The organism is Methylobacterium sp. 4-46, assembly GCF_000019365.1.
Taxonomy (GTDB): domain Bacteria; phylum Pseudomonadota; class Alphaproteobacteria; order Rhizobiales; family Beijerinckiaceae; genus Methylobacterium.
The window spans coordinates 7,357,729-7,370,375 of sequence record NC_010511.1; the positions used below are offsets into that span (position 1 = coordinate 7,357,729).

General features: G+C 71.9%; 13 protein-coding genes. 3 read left to right on the forward strand and 10 right to left on the reverse strand.

The window, feature by feature from the left end; genetic code table 11:
* Positions 1-225: 225 nt before the first annotated feature.
* A complete protein-coding gene (locus tag M446_RS32375; RefSeq protein ID WP_012336311.1) occupies positions 226-753 on the forward strand; it encodes a GcrA family cell cycle regulator in 528 nt (175 codons plus the stop codon).
* Between the two features lie 213 nt (positions 754-966).
* Here M446_RS32375 and phoB read toward each other — a convergent pair whose 3' ends face one another.
* The 6 genes from phoB to pstS all read right to left on the reverse strand — a co-directional run bounded on the left by phoB (position 967) and on the right by pstS (position 6,366).
* Positions 967-1,671: a phosphate regulon transcriptional regulator PhoB gene (phoB, locus tag M446_RS32380; protein WP_012336312.1), complete on the reverse strand. Its 705-nt coding sequence runs from the start codon at positions 1,669-1,671 to the stop codon at positions 967-969.
* A gap of 24 nt (positions 1,672-1,695) precedes the next feature.
* On the reverse strand, positions 1,696-2,418 hold the full coding sequence (phoU, locus tag M446_RS32385) for a phosphate signaling complex protein PhoU (RefSeq protein WP_012336313.1): 723 nt from the start codon (positions 2,416-2,418) through the stop codon (positions 1,696-1,698).
* A gap of 29 nt (positions 2,419-2,447) precedes the next feature.
* On the reverse strand, positions 2,448-3,260 hold the full coding sequence (pstB, locus tag M446_RS32390) for a phosphate ABC transporter ATP-binding protein PstB (protein ID WP_012336314.1): 813 nt from the start codon (positions 3,258-3,260) through the stop codon (positions 2,448-2,450).
* A 41-nt stretch (positions 3,261-3,301) separates the two neighbouring features.
* Positions 3,302-4,216 (reverse strand): phosphate ABC transporter permease PstA, encoded by a 915-nt coding sequence (gene pstA, locus M446_RS32395; protein WP_012336315.1) that lies wholly within the window; start codon positions 4,214-4,216, stop codon positions 3,302-3,304.
* Between the two features lie 25 nt (positions 4,217-4,241).
* Entirely contained in the window at positions 4,242-5,216 is a 975-nt protein-coding gene (gene pstC, locus M446_RS32400; protein ID WP_012336316.1) for a phosphate ABC transporter permease subunit PstC, read from the reverse strand.
* 109 nt (positions 5,217-5,325) lie between these two features.
* Positions 5,326-6,366 carry a phosphate ABC transporter substrate-binding protein PstS gene (gene pstS / locus M446_RS32405; protein WP_012336317.1) on the reverse strand — a complete coding sequence of 347 codons (1,041 nt, stop codon included), beginning with the start codon at positions 6,364-6,366 and terminating at the stop codon, positions 5,326-5,328.
* Between the two features lie 236 nt (positions 6,367-6,602).
* Between pstS and M446_RS32410 the strand changes: the two genes are divergently transcribed.
* Together M446_RS32410 and M446_RS32415 are read left to right on the forward strand one after the other, a co-directional pair.
* Positions 6,603-6,860, forward strand: a complete 258-nt coding sequence (locus M446_RS32410; protein ID WP_012336318.1) for a hypothetical protein — start codon at positions 6,603-6,605, stop codon at positions 6,858-6,860.
* 309 nt (positions 6,861-7,169) lie between these two features.
* Positions 7,170-7,892: a sigma-70 family RNA polymerase sigma factor gene (locus tag M446_RS32415; RefSeq protein ID WP_012336319.1), complete on the forward strand. Its 723-nt coding sequence runs from the start codon at positions 7,170-7,172 to the stop codon at positions 7,890-7,892.
* 234 nt (positions 7,893-8,126) lie between these two features.
* Here M446_RS32415 and M446_RS32420 read toward each other — a convergent pair whose 3' ends face one another.
* From M446_RS32420 to lpxC, 4 genes are all read right to left on the reverse strand, one after another.
* The gene (locus M446_RS32420; RefSeq protein WP_012336320.1) at positions 8,127-8,327 is read right to left on the reverse strand and encodes a hypothetical protein; all 201 of its coding nucleotides are present in this window, start codon (positions 8,325-8,327) and stop codon (positions 8,127-8,129) included.
* 201 nt (positions 8,328-8,528) lie between these two features.
* Positions 8,529-10,202, reverse strand: a complete 1,674-nt coding sequence (gene recN / locus M446_RS32425; protein WP_012336321.1) for a DNA repair protein RecN — start codon at positions 10,200-10,202, stop codon at positions 8,529-8,531.
* Positions 10,203-10,383: 181 nt separating this feature from the next.
* Complete coding sequence (locus M446_RS32430) at positions 10,384-11,280, reverse strand: outer membrane protein assembly factor BamD (protein ID WP_012336322.1); 897 nt, start codon at positions 11,278-11,280, stop codon at positions 10,384-10,386.
* 247 nt (positions 11,281-11,527) lie between these two features.
* The gene (gene lpxC, locus M446_RS32435) at positions 11,528-12,475 is read right to left on the reverse strand and encodes a UDP-3-O-acyl-N-acetylglucosamine deacetylase (RefSeq protein WP_012336323.1); all 948 of its coding nucleotides are present in this window, start codon (positions 12,473-12,475) and stop codon (positions 11,528-11,530) included.
* Between the last annotated feature and the right edge of the window lie 172 nt (positions 12,476-12,647).

The window sequence follows — 12,647 nt, forward strand, 5'->3', positions numbered from 1 at the left end:
CGGCCCTGCGCGAACCCGGCCCGGCGCGGGGAAAACGGGTCCGGCGGGGCCGTGGGACTCTTGCGCGGAGAACGGCCGCTCCTGTAGGTTCACCCCCGTCGCAAGCGCTGTCACGAAGCGGCGATCATCAGCAGCAGAGAGGCACTGGACGCGCGGTCGCACGGCCGAACGCAGACGGCTGCGTGCGTCCTTGCCGCTGATGGGTGGGGGAATTCGGAGGCGGCGATGACGGATGCGGGCCCGAGCTGGACGAAGGAACGGGTCGAACTCCTGAAGCGGCTGTGGGGAGAGGGGCGCAGCGCGAGCCAGATCGCGGCCGAGATCGGCGGCGTCTCGCGCAATGCGGTGATCGGAAAGGTGCATCGGCTCGGCTTGGCCGGCCGGGTGCTGAAGTCGAACGGGGCGCCCGCGCCGGTGCCGCGCAGCCGCGCGCCGAGCGAGGAGGAGCGCCCGCCCGCCCAGGCGCCGGTCCCGACCATGGTGGCGCCCGCGCCGGCCTCGCTGGCGCTGGTGCGCGCCGAGCCCCCGCCGTCGGCGGAGGCGGCGCTGCCGCTCTCGGAGCGGGTGACGATCATGGAGCTGCGCGAGTTCATGTGCCGCTGGCCCATGGGCGACCCGGCCTCGCCCGATTTCCGCTTCTGCGGCGCCCGCTCGATCACGGGCCTGCCCTACTGCACCCACCACGCGCGCATCGCCTACCAGCCGGCGACCGAGCGCAAGCGCAGCGACCGGCGGGTCGTGGCCTTCCGCTGAGCCCCGTTCGCCGAACCCGTCACCGGTTCGGCGGCGACGACCCGGCGGCGAGGCCCCGGCGGGCCTGCGCGGCGCGATCCTGCCGGGATCGCGTCCTGGGAGGGTCGTCCTGGGAGGGTCAAGCGTGCCGTCGCCGCGCGCAGGGCGGACCCTCGCGGCCGACGCCGCCGCGATGCCGTCCGCCGATGCCGGGCCTCGATGCGGCCGGGGCGCTCAGGAGGCGCCGTTCGCGAACATCTCGTCGAAGGAGTAGCCCGAGCCGCGCACGGTGCGGATCGGGTCGGGGCGGCGCGGCCGGTTGATCGCCTTGCGCAGCCGGCCGATATGCACGTCGACCGTGCGCTCGTCGATGTAGACGTCGTGGCCCCAGACGCCGTCGAGGAGCTGCTCGCGGGAGAAGACCCGGCCCGGGCTCTGCATCAGGAATTCGAGCAGCTTGAACTCGGTCGGGCCGAGATGCAGCTCCCGCCCCTCGCGCCGCACCCGGTGGCTGACCCGGTCGAGCTCGATGTCGCCCGCCACCAGGAGATGCGCCACGTGGGCCGGCTTGGCGCGGCGCAGCAGCGCCCGCACCCGCGCCAGCAGCTCCGGCACCGAGAAGGGCTTCACGATGTAGTCGTCGGCGCCGGTGGCGAGGCCGCGCACCCGGTCGCCCTCCTCGCCGCGGGCGGTGAGCATGATGACCGGCAGCCGCTCGGTCTCCCGGCGCGCCCGGATCCGGCGGCAGAGCTCGATGCCCGACAGCCCCGGCACCATCCAGTCGAGGAGGACGAGGTCCGGCACCTGCTCGCGCAGGCGGATATCCGCCTCGTCGCCGCGGGCCACGGCATCCACCGTGAAGCCCTCGGCTTCGAGGTTGTAGCGGAGCAGGAGCGTCAGCGGCTCCTCATCCTCGACGATCAGGATCCTCGTGCTCATCGACAATGCGGGTCTCCGGTCCGGTCACGCCTCCGGCGCCGGCGGCGCCACCGTGGCGAAGCTCGACCGGTCGTTCTTCGGGCGCTCGGTCGGCAGCGTCTCGCCGCTGACGAGGTAGTGGATCGTCTCGGCGATGTTGGTGGTGTGGTCGCCGATCCGCTCCACGTTCTTGGCGCAGAACAGGAGGTGCGTGCAGAAGCTGATGTTGCGCGGATCCTCCATCATGTAGGTGAGGAGCTCGCGGAACAGGGACGTGTAGAGCGCGTCGATGCCGCCGTCGCGCGCCCAGACGTCGAGGGCCACGGCGACGTCCTGGGTCGCGTAGGCGTCGAGCACGTCCTTGAGCTGCTCCTGCACGAGGTCGCTCATGTGCTGGACGCCGACCACCACCTTCTGGAGCTGGGGCTGATCGCTGATCGCCACCACCCGCTTGGCGATGTTCTTGGCGAGGTCGCCGATCCGCTCGAGGTCGCCGGAGACGCGGATCGCCGAGATCGTCTCGCGCAGGTCGATCGCCATCGGCTGGCGCTTGGCGATGAGCAGGATCGCCCGCTCCTCGATCTCGCGCTGGAGCCCGTCGAGGCGGGCATCCGCCGCGATCACGCTCTGGGCCAGGGTGCCGTCGCGGCGCACCAGGGCGGTCGCCGCATCCGCCATCATCTTCTCGGCGATCCCGCCCATCTCGGCGATGCTGCGGCGCAGGTTCTGCAGGTCCGCGTCGTAGGAACTGACGATGTGATCCGACATGGCGCTCGTCCTGCTCGCAAGGGGGAGGGTCAGCCGAACCGGCCGGTGATGTAGTCCTGGGTCTGGCGCTTGGTCGGAGTCATGAACAGCCGGTTCGTCGGCCCGAACTCGATCAGCTCGCCGAGATACATGAAGGCCGTGAACTGCGAGATGCGGGCCGCCTGCTGCATGTTGTGGGTGACGATCGCGATGGTGAATTCCCCGCGCAGCTGCTCCAGCAGCTCCTCGATGCGGCCGGTCGAGATCGGGTCGAGGGCCGAGGTCGGCTCGTCGAACAGGATCACCTCGGGCTTTTGGGCGACCGTGCGGGCGATGCAGAGGCGCTGCTGCTGGCCGCCCGACAGGCCCATGCCGGATTGCTTGAGCTTATCCTTGACCTCGTCCCAGAGGGCGGCCTTGCGCAGGGCCTCCTCGACGCGCTGGTCGAGGTCGGCCCTGCCGAGCCGCTCGTAGAGCCGGATGCCGAAGGCGATGTTGTCGTAGATCGACATCGGGAAGGGCGTCGGCTTCTGGAACACCATGCCGACGCGGGCGCGCAGCTCGTTCAGGTCGATCGCCGGGTCGAGGATGTTGCGCCCGTCGAGCAGGATCTCGCCCTCCGCCCGCTGGTCGGGATAGAGCGAGTAGATCCGGTTGAAGGTGCGCAGCAGCGTGGACTTGCCGCAGCCCGACGGCCCGATCAGCGCGGTGACCTGCCGGTCGTGGAAGTCGAGGTTGATGTTCTTCAGGCCCTGGAAGGTCCCGTAGTAGAAGTTGAGGTTCTTGACCGCGAGGCGGACCGGGGCGGTCTCGTCGGCCGCGCCGGATTTGACGACCGGTGCGGCGGTGGCGGAGGCGCTCATCGGGGTTCTCCGGAGGATCGTCGGCGGGGGGCGGCGCGGTCTCAGCGGCCCCTGCCGCCGCGCAGGAACAGGCGGGCCGCGATCGACAGGCCCAGGATGGTCACGGTGATCAGCAGGGCGCCCGCCCAGGCGAGTTGGCGCCAGTTCTCGTAGGGCGAGAGGGCGAATTGGTAGATCATCACCGGGAGGTTGGCGACGCCGCCCATCAGGTTGGGGCTGAACCAGGAATTGTTGTTGAGCGCCGTGAAAAGGAGCGGCGCCGTCTCGCCCGCGATGCGCGCCAGGGCGAGCAGGATGCCGGTGACGATGCCGGCCTGCGCGGCCTTCCAGGTGACGGCGCGGATCACGATCGAGGGCGGCGCGCCCAGGGCCGCGCCGGCCTCGCGCAGGGAGCCCGGCACGAGGCGCAGCATGTCCTCGGTGGTGCGCACGATCACCGGCGTCGCGATGATGGCGAGCGCCACGCCGCCGGCCCAGCCCGAGTAGCCGCCCATGGTGCGCACCATCACCGTGTAGACGAAGAGGCCGATCAGGATCGAGGGCGCCGAGAGCAGGATGTCGTTCAGGAACCGGATCGCGTCGGCGAGCTTGGCCGTGCGCCCGTACTCGGCGAGGTAGGTGCCGGCGAGCACCCCGACCGGGGTCGCCACCACGATGCCGATCAGCGTCATGACCAGGCTGCCGAGGATGGCGTTGGCGATCCCGCCCCCCTCCGAGCCGGGACCCGGCGTCACCTCGGTGAACAGGGTCGGCGAGAGGCCGCGCAGGCCCTCGACGATCAGCATCAGCAGGATCGAGCCCAGCACGATCGCGCCGAGCGCCGTCGCCGCCGTGCAGAGGATGATCAGCAGCCGGTCGGCGGTGCGCCGGCCGGCGCGGACGCGGCCCCAGGCTTGGCGCGCCGGTTCGGCGGTCGCGGCCTGGCCTGCCGTGGCGAGGGTGGTCCGGGCGTCCATGGCATCAGAGCTCCGTCGGGCGGGATCAGGCGACCTTCACGCGGCGCACGAGCAGCCGGGCCACGATGAGGACGATGAAGGTGACGACGAACAGGATGCAGCCGAGCGCCAGCAGGGCGTGCAGCTGCATCCCGTCCGCCTCGTTGAACTCGTTGGCGATGCGCGACGCGATGGTCGAGCCCGGGTCGAAGATCGAGGGCGACAGGCGGTTCGCGTTGCCGATCACGAAGGTCACCGCCATGGTCTCGCCGAGCGCCCGGCCGAGCCCGAGCATGATCGCGCCGATGATCGAGACCGAGGCCTGCGGGACCAGCACGTGGCGCACGACCTCCCAGGTGGTGCAGCCGATGCCGTAGGCGCTTTCGCGCAGGACGGTCGGGATCTGGTCGAGCATGTCGCGGGTGATCGAGGCCACGAAGGGCACGATCATGATGGCCAGGATGATGCCGGCGGTCAGGATGCCGACCCCCGAGGGCACCTGCGCGTAGAGCAGCGTGCCGACGACAGGCAGGCCCTCGACGAGGTTCGAGACCGGCACCTGCACGAAGCGGGCGAAGAGCGGGGCGAACACGAACAGGCCCCACATGCCGTAGATGATGCTCGGCACCGAGGCGAGCAGCTCGATCGTCATCGCCACGGGCTTGCGCGCCCAGCCGGGGCAGAGCTGGGTGAGGTAGATGGCGATGCCGAGGGAGATCGGGACGCCGATCACCAGGGCCAGGAAGGCCGAGACCAGGGTGCCGATGATGGCGACGAGGGCTCCGTACTCCTCGCGCCCGACATTCCAGGCGCTCGAGGTGATGAAGCCGGGCCCGAAGGCCTGGAAGGCCGGCCAGCCGCCGTAGACGATCGAGGCGAGGATGCCGGCGAGCACCAGCAGCACCAGCAGCGCCGAGCCGAAGGCGGCGGCCTGGAAGAGGCGGTCCGCCAGGGGGCTCGGCGCGCCGCGCGCGGCCTTGGGGGCGGTGGCGAGAGCGAGGTGTTCGGACAACGCGACCATCCGGATTTCCCTTCAGTGAGCCGCCTGTAGCGCGCGGAGCCGCCCGACGCGAGCCGTCGATGGGGCGCCCCCTCCGGCGCGAGGGCCGGAGGGGGCGCCGGGTTGCGGCTCACATGCCGAGGACCGGCTTGCCGTCCTTGCCGGTGACCTTCTTCCACTCGTCCTGGATCAGGCCGACGACGGCGTCGGGCAGCGGCACGTAGTCGAGGTCGCTGGCGAGCTTGTCGCCGTTCTTGTAGGCCCAGGAGAAGAACTTCAGCACCTCGGCGGCGCGGGCCGGGTCGCTGGGGCTCTTGGGCACCAGGATGAAGGTGGCGGCGGTGATCGGCCACGCCTTCTCGCCGGCCTGGTTGGTCAGCGCGATGCCGAAGCCCGGGGCGGACTTCCAGTCGGCGTTGGCGGCGGCGGCCTGGAAGGCCTCGTCGCTCGGCTCGGGGAACTTGCCGGCCTTGTTCTGGAGCAGCGCCACCGGCAGCTTGTTCTGCTTGGCGTAGGCGTACTCGACGTAGCCGATCGCGTTCGGCACCTGCTTCACGACGGCGGTGACGCCCTCGTTGCCCTTGCCGCCCTGGCCGGCCGGCCAGCTGATCGTCGTCGAGGCGCCGAACTCCTTCTTCCAATCGGCCGACACGTCCGACAGGTAGGTCGTGAAGATGCTCGTCGTGCCGGACGCGTCGGAGCGGTAGACCGGCGTGATCACCGCGTCGGGGAGCTTCACGCTCTCGTTCAGCTTGGCGATCCTGGGGTCTGACCACTTCTTGATCTTGCCGGCGTAGATCTCGGCGAGGAGCTCGCCGGTGAGCTTCACCTCACCCGACTTCACGCCCTGGATGTTCACGACCGGGACGACGCCGCCCATCACGGTCGGGAACTGCACGAGCCCGTCCTTCTCGAGGGCCTCGCCCTTCAGGGGCGCGTCGGTGGCGCCGAAATCGACCGTGCGGGCCTGGATCTGCTTGATGCCGCCGCCGGAGCCGATCGACTGGTAGTTCAGGCCGACGCTGGCCTCCTTGCGGTAGGCCTCGGCCCACTTCGAGTAGACCGGGAACGGGAAGGTGGCGCCGGCGCCGGTGATGTCGGCCGCGAGGGCGGCGGTGGCGATCTGGGCGGTCGCGAGCCCGATGGCGAGCGCGGTGGCGAATCGTTTCACGAAAGCTCTCCGTGTTCCGTCAATCTGACGCGCGGTCTGGGTCTCGCCTCGGGGCGAGAGGCTGTCCATCGCGGCGCGAGCGGTAGCCCCGCACGACGCCGCCCCTATGACGGTTGCATGACGGTTGCATGACATCGCCCTCGCCCTCCGCTCGAAGTCGCCGGGAGCATGGGACGGTCCGGGGGGCTCGCGCGTTATCCTGCCATGGCAAGCTGGGAGCAGGTGAGGACCCCGCCGTGCAGGAGGCATCGACGACCGGGAGCGGGAACGGGCACGATTCGGAGCGCGCGGCGCTGCTCGCGCTGCATGCGGAGCGGGAGGGGCTGGAGCGCCGGCTCGCCCTCGCGCGCCAGCAGCGGCTCTACCTGTCCGATCCGGAGGCGATCGCGGCGGCCGAGGCGGAGGAGCGGGACCTCCTGGTGGACCTCGACCGGCTCCTGACGCGGATCCGGGCGGCGGAGTACCGGCGCCGGCCCGGCGGCCGGCCCTGGTAGGAGCGCCTCGGGGGATCCGGCCCGGCAACGAGCCCGGCTCGGGCGAGAGTCCGGCTCGGGAACCTTGGCCGTGCTTCGGCCGTTGCCCCGGCGCGAGGCCAGGTTGCGGCCTCGCGCGTCACACGGGGTAGAGGAGGAGCCGATGGCGATCGAGCAGGCGGGAGGCGCGGCGAGGGGCGGGCCCGGGGGGACCGCGCCGGAGACCGCTCGCGGCGGCGACCGGCGCCCCGGGCGCGCCTGACCTCCCCCGCCCCCCTCGTCCCCGGGCGGAACCGTCCGCCCCCGCCCCTCCCAGCGAAGAGTCCCCCCATGCTCTACCCGAATGCCGCCACCCTCGCCCCGGCCGAGCCCAAGCCCTCCCTGCCCTCCACGGTGCAGCAGCACCTCGGGCGGCAGCTGCGGGAGGCCTACGCGGCGATCGAGACCGCCACCCCGGACACGGTCCTGGCGCTGATCGAGCGGCTCGAAGCCGCGCTCGCCGCCCAGGGGCGCAGCGTCGAGCCGGAGTTCCGCGACGGGCTCCTCTCCGCCCTGCCCTCGCTGCGGGCCTTCGCGCTCTCGCTCACCAACAATTCCGCCCGGGCGGACGACCTCGTGCAGGACACGATCCTGCGCGCCTGGCAGAACCAGCACCGCTTCCAGCCGGGCACGAACCTCAACGCGTGGCTGTTCACCATCCTGCGCAACGCCTTCTACTCGGAGCAGCGCAAGCGCATGCGCGAGGTGCAGGACGAGGACGGGACCTACGCGGCGCGGCTGTTCTCGGCCCCCGACCAGGGCCACCGCCTGGACGTGCAGGACCTGCGCGCCGGCCTCGCCAAGCTGCCGCCGGACCAGCGCGAGGCGCTGATCCTGGTCGGGGCCGAGGGCCTGTCCTACGAGGAGGTCGCCCGGATCTGCGGCGTGGCGATCGGGACCATCAAGAGCCGCGTCAACCGCGCCCGCAACCGGCTCGCCGACCTCCTCGGCTACACGGAGGACGACCTCAACGGCGACCGGATGATCCAGTCCGCCATGGGCGAGGGCGCCTGACGCCGCGCCCGAGGGGTGCCGCGCCCGAGGAGTGCCGCGCCCGAAGAGCGCCACGGCCGCGAAGCCCCTCCGTCCCGGCCGGGACGGAGGGGCTTCGTCGTATCATCCGAAATCCGACGAATTGCGTCGCAATGCGGATTTCGGCTTCGCTCAAGCGCCGCGCGGGCTCGTGATCCGACGAATTGCGTCGCAATGCGGATTTCGGCTTCCCTCAAGCCCGCGCGGCGGGGTGCCTCACCGCGTGCGCTGCAACTCGCGCTCGCGGTGCCGCAGGTGCAGCAGCAGCTGGATCTGGTCGGCGGGCAGCGGCAGCCCGTCCGTCGTCTTCTCGTAGAAGGCCCGCAGAACTTGACCGAGCCGTTTCTGAATCTCGGCACCCAGTCGAGGCAGCCGGCGGTCGGGCGTCATGTCCGGCGTCACGGCGTCCTGCTCCATCGCGATCCCCCTGCGCGCTCAGGGGCCCCGGCAACGGGGCGCCCCGCGAGCCGAGAGGATCGGCCCCCATGGTTAAGGAAAGGTTAACTTTCAGACTTCGTTCACCATGCCGGCGCCCGGAAGCGGGGCGGCGCGACTCCGCTCACCCGAGCTTAACCATCGCCGCCGGGCTGTCCAGGGCGGGAGCCCGGCGAGCCCGCCTCAGGCCTCGGCGGCCTGGAGCAGCCGCGCCGCGGCGGCGCGGGCCTCCTCGGTGACGGTGGCGCCCGCGAGCATGCGGGCGATCTCCTCGCGGCGGGGCGCCTCGGCGAGGCGCGTCACCCGGGTGGCGACGCGGTCGGAGCCCTTCACGGCCTCCTTGGCGATCAGGAAGTGGCTGGCGGCGCGGGCGGCGACCTGCGGCGCGTGGGTGACGGCCACGACCTGAACCCGGTCGGAGAGCCGGGCGAGCCGAGCCCCGATCGCGTCCGCCACCGCGCCGCCGACCCCGGTATCGATCTCGTCGAAGATCAGGGTCGGGGCGGAGCCCTTGTCGGCCAGCACGACCTTGAGGGCGAGCATGAACCGCGACAGCTCGCCGCCCGAGGCGACCCTCATCATCGGCCCGGGGCGGGTCCCGGGATTGGTCTGGGCCCAGAACTCGACCCGGTCGAGGCCGGCGGGATCGCGGCTCGCCTCGTCGGTGGCGATCTCGGTGAGGAAGCGGGCGCGCTCGAGCTTGAGCGGCGGCAGTTCCGCCTGCACGGCCTTGTCGAGCTTGCCCGCCGCCCTGCGCCGCCCCTCGCTGAGGGCGCGGGCGGCCTTCAGGTAGGCCGCCTCGGCGGCGGCGAGGTCGGCCTCAAGCCGCCCCAGGGTCTCCTCCCCGGCATCGATCGCCGCCACGTCCGCGGCGTAGCGCTCGCGCAGGGCCGCGAGGTCGTCCGCCGCCACGTCGTACTTGCGGGCGGCCGCCCGCAGGGCGAACAGGCGCTCCTCCACCCGCTCGAGCTCGCGGGGATCGAATTCCGCCGCCTGCAGGGCGTGTTCGAGGGCGTCGCGGGCCTCGTCGAGGGCGACCAGGGCGGCGTCGAGGGCGGTCACGCAGGGATCGACCAGGGCCGGCGCCTGCGCGGCCCGGCGCTCCAGCTTGCGCAGGGCCGCCGAGAGGTGGGCGGCGGGGGAGCCCTGGCCGCCGACCGCGTCGAGGGCCTCGTTGAGGTCGCGGGCCACCTTCTCGCCCTGCTGCATGGCGGTGCGGCGCTCGGCGAGGTCGGCCTCCTCGCCGGGCTTCGGCGCGAGCGCGCCGAGCTCCTCCACGGCGTGGCGCAGGAAATCCGATTCCTTGCGGGCGGCCTCGACCCGGACGCGGTGCTCGGCGAGGCGCGCGCGCGCCTGCCGCACGCCCCTCGACGCCTCCGCCACCGCCGCCTGCCGCTCCTGCAGGTTGCCGAAGGCGTCCAGTATGGCGCGGTGGGTGGTCGGGTCGGCGAGCGCCCGGTCGTCGTGCTGGCCGTGGATCTCGACGAGGGCCGCCCCGATGGCGCGCAGCACCTGCACGCCCACCGGCTGGTCGTTGACGAAGGCGCGGGTGCGCCCGTCCGCGACCTGGACCCGGCGCAGCACGAGGTCGCCCTCGGTGTCGAGGTCGGACGCGGCCGCGATGGCGCGGGCCGGGTGGTCGAGGGGCACGTCGAAGACGGCGGTGACCTGCCCCTGCGCCTCGCCGTGGCGCACGAGCCGGCCGTCGCCGCGCCCGCCCAGGGCGAGCGTGAAGGCGTCGAGCAGGATCGACTTGCCGGCCCCCGTCTCGCCGGTCAGCACGCTGAGGCCGTCGCGGAAATTCAGCTCGAGCTTGTCGATCAGGACGATGTCGCGGATGGCGAGCTGAACCAGCATGCCGCCTGGCCGGGTCTCTCTGAGTGCGGAACCGCGCGTCTCTACAGGAGGACGGGCCGCGGCGCGAGGGGGACGCGCGGCCGCACGCGCGGCCATTCGCCCGAGCGCCGGGCGCGAGCGGCGGTGGGCCGGCCCGGGATCCGGGACCCGCCGGCGGCGCGCCGCCGGCGGTCGCTTCCGCCTACTGCGCCTCGGCGGTCTCGATCCCCACGATGCCGCGGAAGGCCTTGCTGATCCACGAGGACTTCTCCTCGCGGGGCTCGACGCCGCCCGATTGCAGCAGCGCGTAGGCGTCCTTGTACCAGGGCGAGTCGGGGAAGTTGTGGGCGAGCACGGCGGCGGCGGTCTGGGCCTCGGCCACGATGCCGAGCGCCATGTAGGCCTCCGCCAGGCGCTCCAGCGCCTCCTCGGCGTGGCGGGTCGTCTGGTACTTGCTCACCACCTCGCGGAAGCGGTTGATCGCGGCCGGGAAGTTGCGCCGATCCAGGTAGTAGCGGCCGACCGTCATCTCCTTGCCGGCCAGCTGGTCGCGGGTGATCTGGATCTTGGCCTTGGCGTCCGCCGCGTATTCCGAGGTCGGGTACTTCTGCACCAGCTCCTGCAGGGCGGCGAGCGCGCGCTCCGAGCGCTCCTGGTCGCGGGTCACGTCCGGGATCTGCTTGTAGTGCGACATCGCCAGGATGTACTGGGCGTAGGCCGCGTCCTTGCTGCCCGGATGGCGCTGCAGGTAGCGCTTCGCCGCCGTGATCGCGTCCTCGTACTTGGCGCCCTCGTAGTTCGCGTAGGCCGTCATCAGCACGGCTTTGCGCGACCAATCCGAGTAGGCGTATTCCTTGTCGAGGTTCTGGAACCGCTTGACCGCCTCGTCGTAGTCGTGGTCCTCGAGCTTGGCGAGGCCCTCGCTGTAGATCTTGTCGGCCGGGCGGCGCTCGATCACCTCCGGCTTGTACTTCTCCGGTCCGAACGGATTGATCGAGTCGAGCGCGTCGCAGGCGCTCAGGCCGGCGCCGCAGGCCGCGAGCAGCGCGACGCGAAGAACGGCACCCTTCGCACCGCGAAGCGAGGAGGCGAGAGGCATACGGTTCATCCTCAGGCAGGCGGCCCGCGCGGGCGCCGCGTTTGTCGATCCACTCCGCCCGCGGGTCCTTGACGGTCCGAGGCGCGGCGTCGACCTGTGCGGGGTGATTTGGGCGCGAAAACGGCGCGGTCCCCGCAGGGAAGGCCGGTCGGCAGGGCGGCGCGGGGTCAGGTCCGGCGGAAAGCTGCGCGCTGTGGCTTCGGTGCCACCTTCGGCCGCCAGGGCCGGTTGCGCGGAAGGGGCTGCCTCAGAGATCGGGGGCGTAGGCTGCCGCGCCGAGGCCGACGCCGAATTCGGCGAGGACGGGCTCGCGGCGGCTGCCGGCCGCCTCGACCACCGCGTAATTGGCGCGGTCCGCGAAGAGGGCGTCGAGGACGGCGACGTTGAGCCCGTGGCCGCCGCAATAGGATTGGTAGGCGCCGAGGATCGGCAGGCCGGCGAGGGCGAGGTCGCCCACCGCGTCGAGGAGCTTGTGGCGGACGAACTCGTCCGGGTAGCGCAGGCCCTCGGGATTGACGACGCCGCCGTCGCCGACCGCGACGGTGTTCTCCAGAGAGGCGCCCAGCGCGAACCCGGCTTTCCAGTAGCGCTCCACGTCGCGCATCATCCCGAAGGTGCGGGCGCGGGCGATCTCGCGGCGATAGGCGGCCGGGGTGAGGTCGAGGGCCTTGCGGCTGCGGCCGATCACCGGGCTCTCGAAGTCGATCTCGACGTCGAGGCGGAAGCCGCGCTCGTAGGGACGAAGCTCCGCGAAGGCGCGGCCCTTCTCGGCCCGTACCGGTTTCAGGACCTTGATGAAGCGGCGCGGGGCGCCGCAGGAGACGAGGCCGACCGAGTCGATGGCGGTGACGAAGGGGGCGCTCGACCCGTCGAGGATCGGCATCTCGGGCCCGTCGATCTCGACGAGGGCGTTGTCGACCCCGAGCCCGCGCAGGGCGGACATCAGGTGCTCGATCGTGGCGACCGCGCCGCTGTGGCGGTCGCCGATCACGGTGCAGAGCTCGGTGGCGGAGACTTGGCTGTGGTGGGCCTTGATGATGCGGTCGAGGCCGGTCGGCATCCCGGTCCGGAGGAACTCGATGCCCTCGTGGGACTCGCGGGGGTGGAGCGTGACGGTGACGGGGTTGCCGGAATGGACGCCGATGCCGGAAAGGCTCACGGCTGAGCGGAGGGTCGTCTGCTGACTCGATCTCATTCTTCAGCCCCCGGACGCGATCCACCGTCGCGTCCCGCTTGGGAGACACGCTCGAGTGAGACCCATCCGCTGTTCGAAGCCCCTTGGGCGCTTCGGCCCGTCTGCGGCCCGCGCCCCTGCTTTGCTGTTGGGACACCTATAGTCGCGCTCGAAAGCGCGGCCAAATCACGGT